Source organism: Acinetobacter calcoaceticus ANC 3811, from assembly GCF_000399665.1.
Classification (GTDB): domain Bacteria; phylum Pseudomonadota; class Gammaproteobacteria; order Pseudomonadales; family Moraxellaceae; genus Acinetobacter; species Acinetobacter calcoaceticus_B.
This window is the reverse complement of sequence record NZ_KB976986.1, coordinates 2,563,861-2,584,944: the sequence shown is the minus strand read 5'-3', so window position 1 is coordinate 2,584,944 and position 21,084 is coordinate 2,563,861. Positions and strand designations below refer to the sequence as shown.

The following is a 21,084-nucleotide window of genomic DNA, read 5'->3' as shown; positions in this document are numbered from 1 at the left end:
GTTATTTTTGAGCGATCAATAATAATAGGATTTACGAGAACATGTCTCAAGCATCACCAGTCTATCAAGGAAGTTGTTTGTGCCAAGGTATTCGCTATGAAATTAAAGGCGATATCGGAGATATTATTCAATGCCATTGTCAACGCTGCCGAAAATCCAATGGAACAGCATTTGCCACGAATGCTCCTGTTAAAAGTACAGATTTTAAAATCACCCAAGGTGAAAACTTAGTCAAAAAATTCGCTGTGGAAGGTGTGTACCGCTGGTTCTGTAGCGAATGTGGTTCACCTTTGATTAGCTCGCGTGATGCGCAGCCTGAACTGTATCGTGTAAGAATTGGGTCACTGGATACGCCATTAGACCAAAAGCCGACAATGCATATTTTTGCTGCTTCAAAAGCAGAGTGGGAAAGCATTTGTGACGATTTACCGCAATACGATGAACGCCCATGATTTTACAAAGTATGTTTAAATCAAATTCAAGATGATCTAATATACTTAAAACGGGGAGATGGCATTCCTCCCCTGAAAAACCGCCGTATTGGCTAATGATGCCTACGTTACCCTCATGTATTTATATATCGCTGGGTACGTAGGTTATTGCGTACTCTGCTTATTTTTGGAGTACGCCATGTCATATTTTCCTTCATTATTTTTTGCTCTTTTAGCGTCTATCTAAAGGGGTGGTCTTATGTATTACTCTCTACTTTCAATTGCTTTAGGCTCAGTTCTAGGGGCGTGGTTACGTTGGTTTTTAGGTTTAAAACTGAACCCGATCTATCCGCAAATTCCACTCGGTACTGTCACTGTTAATTTGGTTGGTGGCTTTATTATTGGTTTTGCGATTGCCTACTTTGCTCAAAGTGATTTAAGCCCGAACTATAAGCTCTTTGTGATTACGGGTTTTTGTGGTGCTTTAACTACGTTTTCAACGTTCTCGATTGAGATTGTGACTTTATTACAAAGTGGTAAGTTGGGAATGGCGATATTGGGGATTTCCATTCATTTAATTGGATCATTAATTTTTACGTGTTTGGGGTTGGCGACTTATTATTGGGTGGCAGGACATTGAGTGTTTGTTTTGGTTGAAATGTTTACTGCTGAGTCTTTTCAATAAAGTTTTATGTCTGGATTAGCCGTCGGCTCGACCTGAGAAGCGCGGCTTCGCAAGGGTTTTGGCAAAAGTAGGCAAAACCATTTTCATCAACAGAACCTGTTATCTGTTTACACTTATCAAATATGTCGCAAAAACATTATATGGCTGATTTGAGTCAGGCTGTTGATGACTTTCCCAGTATCGAATATAAGAGATTAATCAAATAATTTCATTAATAATTAGTCATTTACTATCGTGATAGACGGCATGGATGCCGTCGTTTCGCTGTGCTACATGGATGTAGCATCAGCGCAACAAAGGGTTTTGTCACTTTTGCCCTCAAAAGTGAGGTATTGCCTATTAATAGGCTTTAGAAAATCTCATAATTTGAGGCTGTGCTAAAAAATGATTAAGCTTTTTCAGCCAAAGCCTGACCTTCAAACTTCACACCATCCCAACCATTTTGCATAAACTGACGAATATTTTGATGGTCAGTGCCCTCAGGGGTAGCCAATACAGATGCGTAGTGTTCTGCAAATAAACTTAAAGTTTGTGCTTGGTCTAAACCTTGTAACTTGGCAAAAGAGAAAACTTTTGCACTGCCTTGATTTTCAGTCGCAGCATTATGCTGTGCACCATTTTGAAAAGCCGTTGGAGTATGTTGGTAACGTGCTTCAATATGAGCTAAAACGTCTGAAAATTTTGCTGTGCCTGCTTGTAATTGTGCAAGTAACTCTTGTGCCATTATCTTAAACTTCCTATTAAATGAGGGTTCAAGCATAGCATCGAATAGCAACTTTGAAAGCTCGGTGAATGCAAAAAAAATGATGAGTTGTGGGCAGAATAAGAAGAGTTTTTATACAAGTTGTGGATAAGTTCTCTTTTATACACAACATAAAAAGATCGAAAAAATACACATAAAAAAAGAAGCCTAAGTGGAGGAGATAGTCTTAGGCTTCCAATGATTTAAGTGTATTGGTCAAATCTTAACGTAAGATTAACTCTTACGATTAAAGCGAGCGAAGCGTTTATTAAAGGTTGCAACGCGGCCTTCGTTACTTGCTTGACGTACTTCACCTGTGTAGAAAGGGTGAGATGCACTTGAAATATCAAGGGTTACATAAGGATAGACTTTTCCTTGATATTCTTTGGTTTGTTTAGACTGAAGAGTACTGCCAATTAAGAAGTACACGTCTGCATTGGTGTCATGAAATAACACTTGTTGATAAGCAGGATGAATATCTTTACGCATGAGAGATTGTCCTAAATTATTTTTGATTAAAGAAATGTTATAACATAACAATTAATAAGTCAATGTACCCCATAAAGGTTACACTGACTTAAAATTTAATTAGTTAGAAGGCGGGACGAGTTCTTCAAATAAATCACTAAGATTGTCATGAACTTTTAAGTGAATGAGGTTCCAGTAGTGTCCTGAAATGGTCCTGTTGACCATAAGCGTATCTGGTGAAGGCTTAAAGACATCCCAATATTTCAAAGATTTTTTCACAAGCAACATGCCATCATGATGTGATGAGTTCTCGGCAAAATCATAGGTGGTATTAAGCGGACGTAATAACACTTCAATCCAGAGTTTATATAGATCACTCGGGAACTTACCTTTTTCAGCAAGGGAGTGTAGTTCAAGTAATTCTGTTTCAATAAGCTCGATATTTTCATGACGAGCTGCATTCACCAAGCGCTTAAAGTTTTGCACGATTTCATTTGAAAGTGTTTTAACACTGCCATAGTCATAAATAATGACACTACCGTCTTGGCGGAAAGCAAAGTTACCTGGGTGAGGGTCACAGTGAAAACGTTTTAAAAAGAACATTTCCTGACCTAATGCACGTATTAAGCGGTTTCCAATCGTATTTCGAATTTCAAGAGGCCATGCACTGGCAGTTTCAATGCTGTCACCTTGCTCGAGGCTCAAGGTTAAAATACGTCTTGAAGAGTAATCTTTATAAACAGTCGGGATAATAATTTTGTCATCTAACTGGCTATGGAATGTTTTGAAAACTTCAAGGTTTTGAGCCTCGATTTCATAGTTAAGTTCTGCTGAAAGACTATCTTGAATCTCTGCAAAAAGTTGATCTTGTAGCTTTTTATCAATTTTAAGTACACCCATTAAACGAAGGGCTAAACGCACTTGTTTTAAGTCACTTTCACAGGCTTCATCAACACCAGGATACTGCACTTTAACCACAACTTGTTCGCCGCTAGGTAGAGTAGCTTTGTGGACTTGGCCAATTGAAGCAGCTGCAAAAGGTTCTTGATCAAAAGATTTAAAGGCAACATTGAGCGGTTTTCCAAGCTCACGTTCAACTTGCTGCTGAATAGCGGCAAAAGGCATGGCTGGTGCTTGGCGTTGTAGCTTTGAAATTGCTTTAGCAACTTCGGGTGGGAAAATATCTTTATATTGCGATGCAATTTGGCCGACTTTCATGACGGCACCTTTCATTTCGCCTAAGGTGTCGGCAATTTGCAAACCAATATCCTGAAATAACTTAGTTTTTGAAGCCAGCTTTTGTTCTTCATCTGCGGTCAAGTTTCGAATCGAGTTAGAAACGGTTTTCGTTGCAATGCTCGCGGTCATTCCTGCAAGTTTCATAAATCGTTTGCCTGGTGAACTTGCATTCTTTGCCATGTCTTCGATACCTCATTGACTACAACATAATATTGCCTAGTTTTGATCATAGGTGACAAAGCTTAAAAAGCCTATATGAAATTGTTTATCTCATGTAAGAAAATTTTCGAAAAACAAAATGTTATTTTTATAGTAAAAAATATGAAAAGCTTGTGAAAATCCATTTCATAAACAAAGCTTTAATATCTATAAAGTGTCTGTTTTTTTGGTGCTAATGTGAATGACAGGTTAAATAAAAATAGAGACAACAAAAGTTATGACAAGTTTAAGTTCAGCCCATGGGCGGTCTCAGGCGGTTCCTTTATCTGTGTTTGAGCAGTCAAAAGATGCGCATATTATTCGTTCTGATGAAGAAGCAATTGAGGTTGCGAAACATCTTGCTCAAGAGTTTGCACAAGAGGCATCCGATCGAGACAAGGAGCGCCGTTTACCCCTAAATGAGATTCAACAGTTCTCACAAAGCGGCTTATGGGCGATTACGGTTCCCAAGCAATTTGGTGGAGCACAAGTCAAATATCGAACTTTGGCTGAGGTTATCAAAACAATTGCGAGTGTTGATCCATCTCTTGCACAGCTTCCCCAAAATCACTTGGCTTTTATTGAACATTTACGTCTTGATGCAGGCCCAGAACAACAACAGTTCTTCTTTAACTTAGTGTTGAGAGGGATTCGTTTTGGGAATGCCTTCTCAGAAAAACATAGCAAAACGGTGGCTGACCTCACTACCACATTAAAAAAGACCGAGCACGGTTATGAAATTAATGGGAAGAAGTTTTTTGCAACTGGCGCATTGCTTGCACATTGGGTTCCGATTGTCGCGGTGAATGAAGAAGGCCAGCCTTATGCTGCACTCGTTCCTCGGGAAACTTCAGGGGTGAATATTATTAATGACTGGTCTGGTTTTGGGCAACGAACCACGGCCAGCGGTACTGTTGAACTTAATCAAGTTCCAGTACGTGAAGAGTATTTAGTTCCGATTTATCAGGCTTTCGAACGTCCTACACCAGCAGGTGCAATTTCACAATTTATTCAAGCTGCTGTCGATGCAGGCATTGCGCGTGGTGCAATTGAAGAAACAATTCACTATGTCAAAAATCATAGCCGTGCATGGGTTGATTCAGGTTTGGAAAAAGCGAGTGATGATCCCTATACGATTGCAAACATTGGTGATTTAAAAATAAAACTGCGTGCAGCAGAAGCGGTATTAGATTTAGCAGGAGATGCGATTGATCAGGCGATTGCTGACACAACAGAAGAACATGTAAATCAAGCGACATTACTGGTTGCTGAAGCAAAAGTACTCACTACAGAAGTTGCGATTTTAGCTGCGAATAAGCTTTTTGAGTTGTCTGGAACACGTTCTACTTTGTCAGAGCTTAATCTGGACCGCCATTGGCGTAATGCGCGTACTCACACCTTGCATGATCCTGTACGTTGGAAATATCACATTGTCGGTAATTACTACCTCAATGGCATCCATCCACCGCGTCATGCATGGAGCTAAAGTGAAGAAAAAATAAGATTAGGAGAATAAAGATGACAATTACCCAAATTGAGTTAGAAGAGCTATCGGTAGGCGCCGATTATGAAAAAGTAGCAAGTAGATTTCGTCCAGTTTTTGAAAAAATTGCCCAAGGTGCAATTCAACGAGAAAAAGAACGAATCTTACCTTTTGAACCGATTCAGTGGTTAAAAGAACTCAAATTAGGTGCAGTACGGGTACCCGTTAAATATGGTGGAGATGGGGTATCATTGCCGCAACTTTTCCAGCTTCTAGCTGAGTTAGCACAAGCAGACTCGAATATTGTGCAAGCGTTGCGTGGACACTTTGCTTTTGTTGAAGACCGTTTAGTTGCCCATAAAGAGCATTCGCAAGAAGTCTGGTTTCAGCGTTTTGTACAAGGTGATTTAGTTGGAAACGCATGGACCGAAGTTGGAAATGTACAGATTGGTGATGTCGTTACACGAGTAACCAAAGATGCTTCGGGTAACTTGGTGGTGAATGGTGAAAAGTACTATTCAACAGGAAGTATCTTTGCTGACTGGATCGATTTATTTGCTTACGATGAAGTGAATGACCGTCATGTGATTGCTGCTATTTATCGCCATGAAACTGGGGTAAGTGTGATTGATGATTGGGATGGCTTTGGTCAAAAGACAACGGGCAGTGGTACTTTAAAAGTGCATCAGGTTCATTTACCAGCTTCGCACCTTATTCCATTTGATCAGCGTTTTAAATATCAGACCGCTTTTTATCAGGTTGTCCACCTTGCAACCCTAACAGGGATTGCGCATGCCGCGGTCGAAACTTTTAGCCAAGAAATACGTGAGCGAAAGCGTATTTTTAGTCATGGTAATGGTGACCTTGTTCGTCATGACCCACAAGTTTTACAGGTGGTAGGTAAGGCCTCTGCTCAAGCCTATGGAAGTCTAGCAATTACGATTAAAACAGCAGAAGCATTACAGAAGGCTTATGAAAGTCACTTTAGTGAGTTAGAGGTGAAAGAACATCAGTTTAATGTAGATGCTGAGCTTGAGTCGGCGCAAGGGCAGGTGGTGATTTCTAATTTGGTACTGGATTTAACCAGCCAGTTATTTAACGCTTTAGGTGCATCGGCAAGTAGTCAGGTTAAACAACTCGACCGTTTCTGGCGTAATGCACGAACGGTATCTTCACATAATCCGCTCATCTATAAAGAAAAGGTCATTGGCGATTGGGAAGTGAACCGTACCGATTTACCCTTTGTTTGGCAAATTGGAGCAAGCCCGCGGGCAAAGTCTGCATAGTGAAAAAAAAGCCGATGTTTCATCGGCTTTTTTATTAGGTTTGGCTTAAACGTTTGGTATTTAAATAAAGTCTTGAAAGTAATAAAACACAAGCGATGCTTAAACCAATAATCAAACCTAGCCACACACCAGCCACGCCCCAATGGGTATAACGTGCTAAATAAAGCCCAATAGGAAAAGCAATCACCCAATATGCCATGAGCGTAATCCACATTGGTGCTTGAGTATCTTGCATGCCTCTTAAACAGCCTGCGGCACTTACTTGTAATGCATCCATCAACTGATATGCCATTGCAAACCAGAGTAAATACATCGCAACAGGAGCTACGTTTAAGTCTTGGGTATAAATCGAGATAATTTGTTCACGGCCTAGAGCAATAAAAGTCATGGTTAATATGGCAAAAAATATTGCTGTGCTGAGACCAATCTTTTGAACTTGGTACATTGAAGCCCAGTTTTTTTCACCATAATAAGTACCGACACGGATGGTTAAGGCAATGGCTAGTGAAAGCGGAATCATAAACAGCACAGAGGTAACGGAAATTGCGACTTGGTGTGCAGCAATAAACACTTCACCAAGTGGGCTAAGGACCAATGCACCTGTACTAAAAATACTAATCTCAAAGAACACAGCTAAACCGATTGGTAGACCAAGCTGTAAAATTCTTTTAACTAAAGCCATATTAATTTTATCAAATCGGCCAAAAATAGACGTGTTTTGATAAGCCGAAGCTTTATAAATATAACCAGCTAAAGTAATTAGCATGAGCCATTGTAAAATGGAGGTTGCAAAACCACAGCCAGCGCTACCTAATGTAGGTATTGGTCCTAATCCATGCATAAAAACCATGTTAAGAGGGACCAATACAACTAAAGCTAATAGGCTAATAGCTGTGACAGGGCGTGGATGGCCTAATGCTTCTGAATAGCCACGTAAAGCTGCATACATGGTCACAGCTGGCATACCTAAACTAATTGCATGCAAGAACAAGCTTGCTTTAGGTCGTAAGCTCTCTGGTACGCCAAAAACATGTAAGAAAAACGGCATAAGCTGCAAAATGAGCATTGCCAGTACACCTAAAATGACAGCAACCCACAATGACTGACGAACAACGACAGGGATCTGCTCTGTATTTCTTGCGCCTTTTGCTTCGGCTACTAAGGGTGTAGTTGCAATCATAATGCCGCTGAACAGGAGCATGATTGGAACCCATAAACCGACCCCTACAGCAATTGCTGCTAAATCGGTTGCAGATAAATGCCCAGCCATAATAGTGTCAATTAACCCGAATCCTGCTTGAGCAAACTGGGTAATTAAAATCGGTAGCATTAAGTGGAAGAGTTGTTTTAATTCAGACCGAAAAGATGTGACATTCGACACAAAAGGTACTCTTTTTAAATATAAAAAATGAAGCTAACGCTGCAAAGTGAGTACCACACCGACAAAGATGATGACTCCACCAAGAAATCGTTGCCATGTAACAGGTGTCTTTTCTGTGCCCAACCAACCAAAATGATCAAGTAACATAGAAATAACGATTTGCCCAAAAACGACTAGCCCTGTAAAGGTTAAAAAACCAAGCTTAGGTGCAGTATAAATGCTCATGCTGATTGCATAAACCCCAAGGAATCCTCCAGTCCAAAGAAGCCATGGAATATTTGATATTTCACTTAAAGTGGGCTTCTCGGCACTTTGAAAGAAAACCATAACTGCTAAAACAATAGTACCAATGAAAAATGATAATAAAGCTGCTTGTAAGGGTGAATGTAGTTGCTCGCGCAGTTGAGCATTGATTGCAGTCTGAAAAGCCATGGCAACACCAATTCCCATAGCTAAGGGCAAAAACAGGAAAAGTTGGCTAGAGAATTTCATCATTTTTATCAGTATTTAAGAATGTTTAAATTTAGTCTAAAGCAATTAAGGTATGTTTTCATAAGCCCATTGATGCAGTCATGTTAAAATAGAAATATTGTGTAAATTGGACCTGCTCCTTGGCCGTATTAAACCCTGCTTCTGTTCCGTTATCTTTATATATCCATATGCCTTGGTGCGTACGTAAATGTCCATATTGTGACTTTAACTCGCATGCCGTACCAGACGGAGCACTTTCGTCAGAACTTGAGCAAACCTATTTAAAAGCGTTGGTCGCTGACTTTGAAACTCAACTAGAGATGGCACAGGGGCGTTCAATTCATAGTGTGTTTATTGGTGGTGGGACACCTTCATTGATTTCGGCACAGGGTTATGTTTGGTTATTTGCAGAACTTAAGTCATTGCTTAAGTTTGAAGATGGCTGCGAAATTACTTTAGAGGCAAATCCGGGAACGGTAGAGCATGATCCGTTTGCAGGGTATTTAGAGGCAGGCATTAACCGCTTATCGATAGGTGTCCAGAGCTTTGATACTGATCATTTGCAAAAGCTTGGACGTATTCATTCTGCAAACAATGCAATTGAAGCGATTCAACAAGCAAAGCAGGCTGGCTTTAAGCGAGTGAATGTAGACTTAATGCATGGTTTGCCTGAGCAAACGCTAGAGCAGGCGCTCTATGATCTCAAGCTTGCTGTAGAAAGTGGCGCAACACATATTAGTTGGTATCAGCTTACCATTGAACCAAATACCGTTTTCTTTCGTACCCAGCCCGTTCTACCGCAAGATGAAATGCTTGAAGATATTCAAGAGCAGGGTGAGGCATATCTTAAGGCAAATGGTTTTATAAATTATGAAGTTTCGGCATGGCGTAAAGAGCTGCCTTCAGCACATAATTTGAATTATTGGGAATTTGGTGATTATCTTGCGATTGGTGCAGGTGCACATGGCAAAGTGACACGACCAGATGGTGTGTATCGTTTCCAAAAAACTCGTTTGCCAAAAGACTATTTAGCTAAGGTTCCAGCCGAACATCTGCAAATGAAAAAGATTGAGGCAGAAGAGCTTCCTTTTGAATTTATGATGAATGCTTTACGTCTAAATGACGGTGTAAAAGCTGAGTTATATGAACAGCGTACAGGCGTAAGCTTAGATCATTTAAATGATGTACTCACTTCACTACGAGCTAGAAAACTACTAGTAGAGGATAGTTCTCGTTTAGCTTGTACAGAGCAGGGGCATATTTTCTTGAACTCGGTACTAGAAGAGTTTTTATAATAAAACAATGTAAAAGCCGCATTATCAAATGCGGCTTTTTTGATTTTAGCGAGTGGTGTAGCCGCCGTTTGCAAAAATTGTTTGACCGGTAATCCACCAACCATCGGTTACCAGAAAACGGACTAATGGCTCAATATCTTCAATTTTGGTGAGGCCACCTAAAGCTGAAGCTGATTTATGGTAAGCCACTGCCTCTGCAGATTCCTGTCCATAAAAGAATGGTGTATCCATAGGCCCTGGTGCAACAGCAGTCACAGAAATCTGGCGATCACCAAACTCTTTGGATGCAGCGCGAGTGTAATGCTCAACCGGAGCTTTTAAGCCTTCATAGGTTGAATACAGCCCAGTGTAGGCTGCAAGAAGAGACGTAACGATTGAACAGATTTTTCCGCCGTCATTTAAATGACGACCAGCCGACTGAATAAAGAAATAGGCAATTTTTGAGTTGATATCACTCATGCTATCAAACTCTTGTTCTGTGGTATCTAAAAACGATTTCTTTAAAACCTTTCCAACTGTATTAATGGCAATATCAATTCTGCCAAAATGCTGCTTAGTGTCTATAAAGAGTCTTTCTATATTATCAATATCCGTTAAGTCTGCCTGAATTAAAACAGCATCTACACCCAAAGCTGTTACCTCTGCGAGAGTCTGTTCTGCATCTGTTTGAGTTTCAGCGCTATTGTAGTGAATTGCGATTTTTGCGCCTTGTTCTGCAAATTTACGGCTAATGAGACCACCTAAGTTTTTTGCACCGCCTGTAATCAGTACAACTTTACCTTTAAGCGTATGAGTTGCCATGATGAATGTTCCTATGCTGATTTGTTCTAATGTGTTTTTAGTCTAGATTGGCGGTAATTTTTGATCAATTATGCTAGTTTGGTTTAACTATTCAGAAAATACGAACAATAAAATGGATCGGTTACAGCAATTTTTTATTTTTTCAGAAGTCGCTAAACGACAAAGCTTTAGTGAGGTAGCAAATCAGCTTGATTTACCTCGCTCTACAGTGACGAGTGCAATTCAACAATTAGAAACTCACTATGGAGTACGTTTATTTCACCGCACTACGCGCAAAGTAAGCCTCACTCAAGATGGGCAAAGAATATTGCCTGAATGTCAAAATCTATTATTTGACTATGAACAGCTTGAGCAGCTAATACAGACACAAAAGCAGCATTACCGTGGCACGCTAAAAATTTCAATGCCCAGCCGAATCGTACATCAAGTGGTTATTCCTGAACTTCCCGATTTTTATAATCGTTATCCTGATATCCATTTACAGCTGAATAGCTCTGATGACATCACTGACTTGATTGAAAAAGGGATTGATTGCGTTGTTCGGGTGGGGCAGCTAGAGAATAGTAGTTTGATCGCGAAGTTTGTTGGCAACTTGATTATGGTGAACTGTGCAAGTCCTCATTATTTGGAACAGTACGGTGTTCCTGAACAATTGGAAGATTTATCTCAGCACAAACTCATTAACTATGCGGGCGCTGTGGGGGAAAAACAGGGTATATTTTTATATCAAGATGGAACAGTGATGATCGATAGTGCTTTAAGTGTAAATAATACAGAAGCCTATGTTGCAGCGGCTTGTGCTGGCTTAGGGATTATTCAACTTCCATACTATGATGTTCAGGATAAAATAGAGCAAGGAACCCTGATTGAAGTACTAAGTGCACATACGCCTCAATCTTTGCCACTCAATATTTTATATCCGAACCGAAGTTATATTCCTAAACGTTTAGAAATCTTTATGAACTGGGTTAAAGACATTTTATATAAGAAATGCATCGTCATCTTTTAGTCATGAAATTAAAATAAGATAACAATAAAAAAAGCCTCTCGCAGTGAGAGGCTTTTTAGAATTTGGTGGGTCGTCCGCGATTCGAACGCGGGACCAACGGATTAAAAGTCCGCTGCTCTACCAGCTGAGCTAACGACCCAAATAGGTTCAAAACAGATAAGTGGTGGGTCGTCCGCGATTCGAACGCGGGACCAACGGATTAAAAGTCCGCTGCTCTACCAGCTGAGCTAACGACCCTGAACAAACATTCAAACACTGTTTGAATGTGAAGTGCAAGATAACTAAAAGTTTTCTAACACCACCTTTGTTTTGATGTCGCGTATTTTAGCAAGTTATTCAACTAACACAAGAGGTAAATCAAAAACATTTGCATGATTGCCTATAAAAAGCACGATTTCCTCTTGTTTAGCTAAAAAATGAACTAAAAACGGTATTTATATGCCTGAATGTTGTCAAAAATTTCAGTTGTGACGTCACAATAGCTGTTCGCACCAGGTAATAAAGCGAGTAAACGTTCAGAAGTTTTGCCTGGATTAAACGAATCTTCCTTCAATTTATTCTTTTGATATTTAAAAGTGCCTGTTGTTTCAACTTTAGCTTGCACACGTAAAAACACGGGTACTGCGTAAGCGGGTAGGCATTTTTTAAATATAGTAACCATTTGGGTTAAATCAGACTCATTTAACTCGGCACCATCAGCAAGTGTGATTGCTGCCATCCCAGCACGACCGTTGGTATTTGGAATTTCTACACCATAGACCACCGCTTCAGCAATCTTGTCATATTCACAAACCATGTTTTCAACTTCAGTCGTAGATACATTTTCGCCTTTCCAGCGGAAGGTATCGCCTAAGCGGTCAACAAATTGGGCATGACGGAAACCAATATTACGAACAAGATCACCTGTGTTGAAATATGAGTCACCTTTTTTAAAGATATCTTTCATAATCACAGATTTATTCTTTTCTGGGTCCGTATAGCCATCAAAAGGTGAGCGACTGGTAATTTTACCCACTAGCAAACCAATTTCACCTGCTTTAACTTTTTTACACCAGCCCTTTTTATCGCGTACCGGTTCGTTTTTCTCTTTATCAAACTCAATAATGGCGTATGGCGTAGGAGAGAAACCTACGGTGTTGTCAAAGTTAAAAATATTACTAAACCCGACATTGCCTTCACTTGATGCATAAAGCTCAAGAACTTCTTGCACACCAAAACGTTGTTTGAACTTATCCCAGATGTTTGGACGCATGCCGTTACCGATCATTTTGGTTACGCGGTGGGCACGGTCAATTTCTGTAGTAGGGGCATCCATTAAGTAACGGCAAAGCTCTCCAACATAGCCAATTGCAGAGGCATTAAATTTCTGAACGTCTTTCCAGAATGCACTGGTTGAATATTTACGTCGAATTGCAAGGGTAGAGCTTCCTGCAATCACACCACACCAGCAAACTACGACACCTGTTGCATGGTAAAGCGGTAAAGTTACATACATCACATCATCTGGGCCAAGGTTTAAAATGTGACCATAGGTACCATATGCGAGCGTCCAGCGACTGTGTTTGAAAATAACAGCCTTTGGTAAGCCTGTAGTGCCTGATGTATAAATATAAAACAGGCCATCATTTCCATGAACAGATTGCGTAGTTGATGGGTTGAATTTTGGAAATTTATCAATTTCTATTGCAAGATTGGCATAACCTTGAGGTGCTGTTCCCGCATCTTGACGTGTAGCCTGATCTGCAAACCAATGGAAACGGTCTTTGGGAACATTGAGGTCCTGACGAATTTCATCAATTACAGCTCGAACTTCTTCACCTGCAATTACGGCAATCGGTTTTACAAGATTGATACTATGAGCGAGGACCTTACCTACTTGAGAGGTATTAACAAGCGCAATCGTTACCCCAATTTTAGCTAAGCCTACAATCGTGGCGATAAGTTCAGAACGGTTCTCAACCATTACGGCGATTACGTCACCTTTACGTGCCCCAAGAGAGAGATAGTAATGAGAAATCTGGTTAGCCCATTCGTTTAAAACTTCATATGAGTAACTTTGATCTTCAAATAGTAATGCAATACCTTGCGGATTTCGCTTAACAGCTTTTTCAAAAGCTACACCCAATCCTGTTGGTGTATTTGCTGTTCTTAAGTAAGCCTGTTTAAGACCATTCAGGATATGGGGTACCTTGGGGATGAAGCTAGGAAGTCTTGTTGCAACATCACCAAGCGTAATGATATCGGTCTGTGTTGTCTGGCTCATATCAATCCTATTTATTTTTCGATCAATCCAAAAAAGGTTGCGTTGGCAAAAGTACAGTATTTTTCATGGTTCACCATGCTTTTAAAACTTTTCTTCTAGTGCAATCAACCTAATTGTTTAAAAATAACAAAAAAAACCTAGTCATCGAAATGACTAGGTTTGTTTAAATTAGCTGCAATTGAGCAAATGATTTACTCAGCTACAGGATTTGCTTTCTTTGGTGGACGACCACGAGGACGACGAGGAGGGCGATTTGGTTTGTCCAGATCTGCCTTAGAATCGTCTGATTCAACCTCTGAAGTAGCTTCTGCTGGTGCTACTGCTTGTTCTGTAGCTGCTTTTGTTCTTGTCGATGCTTTCGGTTGTTTCACAACAGGAGCTTCAACAACAGTTGTCGCTGGCGCTTCTTCTACAGTTGTTTCACTTTGTGCTACTTCAGTCACCTGATCAAGCTCAAGCGGTTGTTGTTTTGACTCAACAGGTGCTTGCGCTTCAGCAACAGGAGCAACAACAGTTTCTTCAACAACCGGAGCTACAGGAGCAGCTTCTTCTGGTGCTGAGTGTTGTTGTTTAACTTGCTCAAAAGCTTGTTCAGCAGCAAGTTTTGCTAAACGACGACGCTCACGTGGATCATTAGCAACACGTGGTGTTTGCTCTTTTTGTGGCGTCAATGCAAGTACAGGCGCAGGCTCTACTTCTTGTGACGGTTTGTTGCTTGGAAGCTCTGCGTCACGAGTAACAGGCTTCTTGTCTTCAGCATCAGACACGACTTCAGTTGCTAGAGTGCTTGCGTATTGTTCGGCAAATTTCAGCAATGCACGATTAAATGTTGGAACTAAGCCAAACTGTTCAATCAATACTGTGCAGTCTTCACCATAAACATGACGAATCAAGCTACCAATCGTATATTGCGCCAAAGCTGGAATTTGCGATGGGGCAATAGAAGGTACCGCAGCTTTAGCACGTTTTGCGTTGCGTTGTTCACGGCGACGCATACGAGGGTCATTACTCGCACGTTGAATTTGCGGTTGAGTTTTGTTGTCTGCTGGAGGAGTCGTAGTTTCTTCTACAACTTTAGCAGTTACAGTCTCTTCTACAATAGCAACAGGTGCTGGAGCTGACTCTTGAGCGACTTCAACAACAGGTGCTGTTTCAGTACGTTCAACATGTTGCTCAGGAGTTAAAGCAATAATTTCGCTTTGTGCCTGATCAACATTGATCACTAAGGCTGTATTCATGACTTCATGCTTTGGAGCATCAATCAAATTAACCTTGATTTGTTTCTCATCAACAACTACTGGTGCCGCCGGCGCATTTTGATTTTCATTCAATACGCTTGGATCGCGGTGGCGATTTGGACGGTTCGGACGTTGTTGGTTATTACGGTCACGACGCGGCACAGCATTTTCAGTTTGTTGTCCATCATTTTGATGTTGTGGATGTGGCTGATCAGAGTGCGGACGTTTTTGTTGACGTTTTAACTCACGTTGTTCTTGACGTGATAACTGTACAACTTCTTCATGAACCTGTTGTGGCTGCTGCTGTGGTTGTTGCTGCAGTTGTTGTTGTGGCTCTTGAGTATGGTGATGTTGTTCACGTTGCTCTTTGTGCTTACGTTTTTTGTTGTTTGGACGTTGTTGTACTTTATCGTCTTTTTCAACATTCTCACGAACGTCCTGTTTAGCAGGAGATTGCGAAATATAAGCATTGTTAGATGGCGCTGAAACAACTTCAGCAACTGCTGGTACTACGACTTGTCCAAACTGGCCACGACTTACAGCGCCAGTATTTACCATTTGTTCAATGGTCGCAGCAGCATTTTGAGCCGAACGAGCTTGATCAACGGTTTTAGCTTGTTTTTGAACAAAAAGGTTTTCTAACCATGCGCAAGGGCTTGCTGCTTTTTGAGTGCTTGGTTGAGCCGCAGCAGGTTGAGCTGATTGATTTACTTTCTTTTGACCAGCATTGTTGTTTGCAGCAGGAGCTGCATGAGCATGGCCATGATCTGCTTCTTCTAAATGCCATTCAGAAGATTCATAACCTAACTCTTTCTCGCTTGAACGAGTTGCTTCAGTACGCTCATAGCTAGATGGCGCAAAACCATCTGGATTGTACTGAATTTCATAGTGAGGTGTTTCTAAGTGCGGATGAGGTAAAATAGTCACACGAACACTAGAAGTTTGTTCTAGGTAAACAAGGCTGTGGCGTTTTTCATTGAGTAAGAACGCTGCAATTTCAACAGGAACTTCTACTTGTACTTCACCATGACGTTCACGAAGTGCAATTTCTTCTACTTTACGCATAATTGAAAGCGAAAGTGAACGTAAGTCACGAACCATACCCGTGCCATGACAGCGTGGGCAAACATATCCAGTTGCTTCTTCAAGTGATGGACGTAAGCGTTGACGGCTCATTTCCATTAAGCCAAAACGAGAGAGTTGGCCAAACTGGATGCGTGCACGATCGCTTTGTGTTGCTTCACGAAGTTTTGCTTCAACCATACGTTGGTTGCGTTCTTTAGTCATGTCAATAAAGTCGATCACAACTAAACCGCCAATGTCACGAAGACGAAGTTGGCGAGCAATTTCTTCTGCTGCTTCTAAGTTTGTATTAAGCGCAGTTTCTTCAACGTCATGTCCACGAGTTGATTTCGCAGAGTTAATGTCGATTGAAACTAAAGCTTCAGTTTGGTCAATTACGATTGAACCACCAGAAGGAAGTTTTACTTCACGCTCGTAAGCAGTTTGAATTTGGCTTTCAATACCAAAATGAGCAAACAATGGCTCGTTTAAAGTATAAGTTTTAAGTTTGTCTAATTGACGTGGCATAACTGCTTTAACAAAGTTATACGCTTCGTTATAGGCCTGTTCGCTATCAATTAAGATTTCTGCAACGTCATCACGTAAGTAATCGCGAATAGCGCGAGTGACTACGCCAGCTTCTTGATGAACAAGCATTGGAGACGGACCAGAACTTGCTGTGCCTTGGATTTGTGCCCAAAGGTCAAGCAAATGCTGTAAATCTAACTGTAATTCTTCTTGAGTACGGCCAATACCTGCGGTACGCACAATAACACTCATGCCGCGAGGTAAATTTAAAGAAGCTAAAATTTCTTTTAATTCTTCACGTACAGAACCTGAAATTTGACGGCTAATACCACCGCCTTTCGGGTTGTTTGGCATAAGAACCAAATAACGTCCTGCAAGTGAGATGAATGTAGAAAGGGCTGCGCCTTTATTACCACGTTCTTCTTTTTCAACCTGAACAAGTAATTCAGTACCTTCAGTGATGAGTTCACGAATGTTTGAAGTTTGTCGCGGGTCTGCTTGGAAATAGCTATTTGCAATTTCACGCATAGACAAGAAGCCTTGACGGCCTGCGCCATATTCAACAAACACAGCTTCTAAAGAAGGTTCTACGCGGGTTACATGGCCTTTATAGATATTGGATTTTTTCTGTTCTCGGGTACGATTTTCTAAATCAAAATCGTAAAGACGATTACCAGTGATAAGTGCAACGCGGACTTCTTCTGCGTGAGTTGCATTAATCAACATACGTTTCATGGGTGTGACACCTAATAGTGACCCACACAAACATATCGCACAAACTTAAAGGTGCTGAACGAACATCGAACATGACGGATCATTTCCCAGATCTCAAAATATTTGTGGTCTGAGTCATCTGTTACCGGCTACATTTAGCCTGAACTTCGATTCTCGTCTGTGATGTAGGCAATACTGCTTCAACCTTTAAATCGGACTTCCTTAGTGCTTCACTGGCGGGTGAGCGGTGCATTGGTTAATGACTTTCACTGTCATTGTGCGCGAAGTGACTTCTTTTTAGAAGTTTGATACGGAATGTTCATCGTATCGGTGCTTTCGGCAGTTCCAATGCATCAACGCTTTAGCCTGAAGGCAACATTAAGGAGCGATTTGTCTGATGTGTATCAGTTTACGTTCCATAACCAACTAGAGTTGGTAACATATTTTTTTGAACAAACTGAATTAAACGCAACAGTTTGTCATTTTGCCGATATAATAAGCCTTCGGCGTCGGCATAATTCTTTAGGACCTATCCGAGCTGATGGTGAAAGCATCATTTTGATTGAGGTTTCAATCAGGGAAATTCCCTATTAGATGTTCACTTACGGCGGTATCCGTGCGCTGACTATATCAAACCTTGCAGCATCTGCCTATGGGCTAAGCTTAGATTTCTTGTGAAAAAACTAAGCTAAACGGTCATTTTTTAATCAAATTTAGCAAAAATTCAGGTTTAAATATTAGTATGAATTCTACACAGCAATGGCAAAGTGTCACTTGGTTTGAGGTGGATGAACATCAAGCAGGACAACGAATTGATAATTTCCTGTTCTCGCGTTTAAAAGGTGTACCTAAAAGTCGTATTTATCGTTTGATTCGTGAAAGTCAGGTTCGAGTAAATAAAAAACGTGTAAAAGCTGAGACTAAACTTGAGATTGGCGACCAGATTCGTGTTGCTCCAATTCGTTACGAACAAAAAGATGAAACAGCCGCTCCTGTCAGTGATAGTGTAGCACAAGGCTTATTAAGCCGTGTGGTGTATGAAGATGAAGGTCTATTAGTTGTTAACAAACCTTCAGGTATTGCTGTCCATGGGGGCAGTGGTATGGCATATGGTTTGATTGAGGCACTACGTGCAGCGACAGGCAAAAAATATTTAGAACTTATTCATCGTATTGACCGTGATACTTCAGGTCTGGTCATGATTAGTAAAAAACGTAGCACATTAAAACAATTACAAGATATGTTGCGTGAGCATAAAATTCGTAAAACCTATGCTGCAATTGTTAAAGGTCAAGTGAGCTTAGATAAGCAGTTAATTGATGCGCCTTTATTGCGATATGAGCTGGCAAATGGCGAGCGTCGTGTCCGTGTGACTAAAGATGGCAAGCCAAGTAAAACTGAATGGGTTGTCGCAGAGCGCTTTAAAAATGCAACATTGATCCATGCTTCACCTTTGTCAGGTCGTACTCATCAGATCCGTGTGCATGGTTTAAGCATTGGACATCCATTGATTGGCGATGACAAATATGGACACGCGACTGCGTACACTGGTCCTGAAGCACGCCGTCTATGTTTACACGCAATGCGTTTAGATATTCCGGGTTATCCACCGATTGAAGCACCGTTGCCAGAAGACATGATCCAGTTATTAAAGGCTTTGAGAGTGGCAAAATGAGTTTAAAAACTGAATTAGTTATTTTCGACTGGGATGGGACTTTATATAACTCTGTTGGACAGATTGTTGCTAGCTTGCAACATGCCGCAGAGCAGCATGAATTGTCTTTAACAGATGAAGCAGCAAAAAGCATTATTGGTTTAGGTTTGCCGGAAGTTATGCAAACCCTATTTCCAGAAGCACCTGAGTTACATGATTCAATTTTAAAAGCATATGGCGATCACTATATTGCGAACTCTACAAATGATGCATGGTTCGATGGTATTGCTGAGCTATTAAATGATTTAAAAGCACAAGATTTAAAACTTGCAGTCGCGACGGGTAAAAACCGTCGTGGGTTAGATCGTGTAATCGCAAAAACACAGAGTACTCATCTTTTTGATGTGACTCGAGCAGCCAATGAAACTCGATCAAAACCAGATCCACTCATGTTGCAAGAAATCTTAACAGTCACTGGAGTGAGTGTTGAGCGTGCGGTAATGATTGGTGATAGTAGCTATGACCTTGAGATGGCTCAGCGGTTAAACATGCCACGAATTGGTGTGGGCTATGGCGTGCATTCGATCGAAGTTCTACAACAGTTCCAGCCTTTAACCATTGCCAAAGATGTACCTGACCTGCACAACTTTTTAAGAGAGTATGCAAAGTTATCTACGGTAGATGTTGCATAATTTAGAATAATATAAGAAGGGGGAATTTATTCCCTCTTATTCTATGTCTAATAACAATAAGAAGAGAAAAATGCGTCGTTCTATTCGTCTATTAAATCTTTTACAACAACTTCGTGAAGCCCGTTATCCAATCACAGCACAAGTTCTCGCTGAGCGTATGGGAATTAGTGTCCGGAGTGTCTATCGGGACATCGATAGCTTACGTGAGCAGGGGGTCGCCATTGAGGCATCGGCAGGTATAGGTTTTCAGCTTAAAGAAGATATTGTACTGCCGCCAATGACACTCAATGAAAATGAAGTCGAAGCTATTTTTTTGGCATTGTATTGGTTGAAGAGTGTGCCAGATCAATCGTTACAATCGGCATCTACATCTGTATTAGCTAAATTGAATTCTGTTTTGCCTGAGCATCGTCAATATTTATTACAGCAAACGACTTTAAGAGCGTTTAATACGTGGCTGCCTGTAGATGAAAATCGAGTCGAACAGGTGCGTTTAGCCATTCGGCAGCAAGTCAAAATTTCGCTGCATTATCATGATGAGCAGCAACGAAGTAGTGTTCGAACCTTGTGGCCTTTTGCCTTGGGATATTTTAATGACAAAATTTTATTGGCTGCATGGTGTGAACTCAGGCAGGATTTTAGACATTTTAGACTTGATCGTATTCAGCAGCTGAGTTTAAGCCAAGAATTATATCCATCATTTAAGCAACAATTATTTCAGAAGTGGTGGGCACAAGAATCGAAGACTACTGACAAAAACTGACAAAGAGGTTTTGTAGACTAGGTTCCACGATAAACAAGGAGCCATAAAAATGAGCCTTAAACTTTATACTAACAAAGAATCACGTGGTGTTGTGGTCGACTGGCTTTTAGTCGAATTAGGTGTTGATTGTGAACGTATTGAAGTCGAATATAAGACTGAAATGAAAACACCAGAATATCTAAAAATTAATCCTTTTGGAAAAGTGCCAGTATTGGTGGACGGCGATGTGGTGATTTATGAGCTAGGTGCAATCTGTGCTTATCTTGCTGATAAATTTTTCGATAAAGGTTTAGCTCCTGCACTCGATGATCCAAAACGCGGCCTTTACTACCGCTGGTTATTTGTGATGGCTGGTCCATGGGAAGCTGCTGGTGTTAATAAAGCGCTTGGAATTGACGTATCTCCTGAGCAAAAAATGTTTGTGGGTTATGGTGATTACAACGATGCTTACCAAGCTTTAGTACAAGGGCTCAGTGAAGCAAATCCGTATGTATGTGGTGAACAATTTACTGCCGCAGATGTAAGTGTTGGCGCAATGCTGTTATGGCAATTGAAGATGGGTGCTATTGAATCCCATCCAGCCATTACGCGTTATCTTGAAACCATCAAACAACGCGAAGGCTTAAAACAAAGCACTATGGGCTCATTGTTGTAAACCTATACTGTTCAGAGTCACCCATT

Annotated in this window: 18 protein-coding genes, 2 tRNA genes and 1 riboswitch; of the genes, 10 read left to right on the top strand and 10 right to left on the bottom strand. The window is 40.8% G+C overall.

All coding sequences use genetic code 11. The annotated features are described in order from the left end of the window. The first annotated feature begins 41 nt into the window (after window positions 1-41). Window positions 42-452, top strand: a complete 411-nt coding sequence (locus F935_RS13380) for a GFA family protein (RefSeq protein ID WP_016139392.1) — start codon at window positions 42-44, stop codon at window positions 450-452. A 45-nt stretch (window positions 453-497) separates the two neighbouring features. Beyond that, window positions 498-564, top strand: a riboswitch (Fluoride riboswitch). A 126-nt stretch (window positions 565-690) separates the two neighbouring features. Further along, entirely contained in the window at window positions 691-1,071 is a 381-nt protein-coding gene (gene crcB, locus F935_RS13375; RefSeq protein WP_016139391.1) for a fluoride efflux transporter CrcB, read from the top strand. A 433-nt stretch (window positions 1,072-1,504) separates the two neighbouring features. On the opposite strand, the gene F935_RS13370 is transcribed toward crcB, so the two are convergent. From F935_RS13370 to F935_RS13360, 3 genes are all read right to left on the bottom strand, one after another. Then, a complete protein-coding gene (locus F935_RS13370; protein ID WP_004794912.1) occupies window positions 1,505-1,840 on the bottom strand; it encodes a HopJ type III effector protein in 336 nt (111 codons plus the stop codon). 252 nt (window positions 1,841-2,092) lie between these two features. Next, window positions 2,093-2,347, bottom strand: coding sequence for a type B 50S ribosomal protein L31 (locus F935_RS13365; protein ID WP_005301976.1), 255 nt, complete (start codon window positions 2,345-2,347; stop codon window positions 2,093-2,095). Between the two features lie 99 nt (window positions 2,348-2,446). Further along, window positions 2,447-3,745, bottom strand: coding sequence for an ABC1 kinase family protein (locus tag F935_RS13360; protein ID WP_016139390.1), 1,299 nt, complete (start codon window positions 3,743-3,745; stop codon window positions 2,447-2,449). Between the two features lie 256 nt (window positions 3,746-4,001). On the opposite strand from F935_RS13360, the gene F935_RS13355 reads away from it, so the two are divergent. Beyond that, window positions 4,002-5,249, top strand: coding sequence for an SfnB family sulfur acquisition oxidoreductase (locus F935_RS13355; protein WP_016139389.1), 1,248 nt, complete (start codon window positions 4,002-4,004; stop codon window positions 5,247-5,249). Between the two features lie 32 nt (window positions 5,250-5,281). Continuing rightward, window positions 5,282-6,532, top strand: a complete 1,251-nt coding sequence (locus F935_RS13350; RefSeq protein WP_005301987.1) for an acyl-CoA dehydrogenase family protein — start codon at window positions 5,282-5,284, stop codon at window positions 6,530-6,532. 34 nt (window positions 6,533-6,566) lie between these two features. On the opposite strand, the gene abeM is transcribed toward F935_RS13350, so the two are convergent. Both abeM and F935_RS13340 read right to left on the bottom strand, forming a co-directional pair. Next, window positions 6,567-7,913 carry a multidrug efflux MATE transporter AbeM gene (gene abeM, locus F935_RS13345; protein WP_016139388.1) on the bottom strand — a complete coding sequence of 449 codons (1,347 nt, stop codon included), beginning with the start codon at window positions 7,911-7,913 and terminating at the stop codon, window positions 6,567-6,569. A 33-nt stretch (window positions 7,914-7,946) separates the two neighbouring features. Further along, window positions 7,947-8,408: a DMT family transporter gene (locus F935_RS13340; protein ID WP_016139387.1), complete on the bottom strand. Its 462-nt coding sequence runs from the start codon at window positions 8,406-8,408 to the stop codon at window positions 7,947-7,949. A 116-nt stretch (window positions 8,409-8,524) separates the two neighbouring features. Between F935_RS13340 and hemW the strand changes: the two genes are divergently transcribed. Continuing rightward, window positions 8,525-9,679 carry a radical SAM family heme chaperone HemW gene (gene hemW / locus F935_RS13335; RefSeq protein WP_016139386.1) on the top strand — a complete coding sequence of 385 codons (1,155 nt, stop codon included), beginning with the start codon at window positions 8,525-8,527 and terminating at the stop codon, window positions 9,677-9,679. Window positions 9,680-9,724: 45 nt separating this feature from the next. On the opposite strand, the gene F935_RS13330 is transcribed toward hemW, so the two are convergent. Continuing rightward, window positions 9,725-10,480, bottom strand: a complete 756-nt coding sequence (locus F935_RS13330; RefSeq protein WP_016139385.1) for an SDR family oxidoreductase — start codon at window positions 10,478-10,480, stop codon at window positions 9,725-9,727. A gap of 112 nt (window positions 10,481-10,592) precedes the next feature. Between F935_RS13330 and F935_RS13325 the strand changes: the two genes are divergently transcribed. Beyond that, window positions 10,593-11,489 (top strand): LysR family transcriptional regulator, encoded by an 897-nt coding sequence (locus tag F935_RS13325; protein ID WP_035366528.1) that lies wholly within the window; start codon window positions 10,593-10,595, stop codon window positions 11,487-11,489. Between the two features lie 63 nt (window positions 11,490-11,552). Here the strand turns inward: F935_RS13325 and F935_RS13320 are convergent. The 4 genes from F935_RS13320 to F935_RS13305 all read right to left on the bottom strand — a co-directional run bounded on the left by F935_RS13320 (window position 11,553) and on the right by F935_RS13305 (window position 17,315). Beyond that, window positions 11,553-11,628, bottom strand: a tRNA-Lys gene (locus tag F935_RS13320). 22 nt (window positions 11,629-11,650) lie between these two features. After that, window positions 11,651-11,726, bottom strand: a tRNA-Lys gene (locus F935_RS13315). A 184-nt stretch (window positions 11,727-11,910) separates the two neighbouring features. After that, on the bottom strand, window positions 11,911-13,752 hold the full coding sequence (locus F935_RS13310; protein ID WP_016139383.1) for a long-chain-acyl-CoA synthetase: 1,842 nt from the start codon (window positions 13,750-13,752) through the stop codon (window positions 11,911-11,913). Window positions 13,753-13,943: 191 nt separating this feature from the next. Beyond that, window positions 13,944-17,315, bottom strand: a complete 3,372-nt coding sequence (locus tag F935_RS13305) for an Rne/Rng family ribonuclease (RefSeq protein ID WP_016139382.1) — start codon at window positions 17,313-17,315, stop codon at window positions 13,944-13,946. Window positions 17,316-18,036: 721 nt separating this feature from the next. On the opposite strand from F935_RS13305, the gene F935_RS13300 reads away from it, so the two are divergent. The 4 genes from F935_RS13300 to F935_RS13285 all read left to right on the top strand — a co-directional run bounded on the left by F935_RS13300 (window position 18,037) and on the right by F935_RS13285 (window position 21,058). Next, a complete protein-coding gene (locus F935_RS13300) occupies window positions 18,037-18,969 on the top strand; it encodes an RluA family pseudouridine synthase (RefSeq protein ID WP_016139381.1) in 933 nt (310 codons plus the stop codon). Then, window positions 18,966-19,640, top strand: coding sequence for an HAD-IA family hydrolase (locus F935_RS13295; protein WP_016139380.1), 675 nt, complete (start codon window positions 18,966-18,968; stop codon window positions 19,638-19,640). Before F935_RS13300 ends, F935_RS13295 begins: the two co-directional genes overlap by 4 nt. Window positions 19,641-19,710: 70 nt before the next feature. After that, window positions 19,711-20,403 carry a helix-turn-helix transcriptional regulator gene (locus F935_RS13290; RefSeq protein ID WP_016139379.1) on the top strand — a complete coding sequence of 231 codons (693 nt, stop codon included), beginning with the start codon at window positions 19,711-19,713 and terminating at the stop codon, window positions 20,401-20,403. 49 nt (window positions 20,404-20,452) lie between these two features. After that, window positions 20,453-21,058 (top strand): glutathione S-transferase family protein, encoded by a 606-nt coding sequence (locus F935_RS13285; RefSeq protein WP_016139378.1) that lies wholly within the window; start codon window positions 20,453-20,455, stop codon window positions 21,056-21,058. Window positions 21,059-21,084 lie beyond the last annotated feature (26 nt).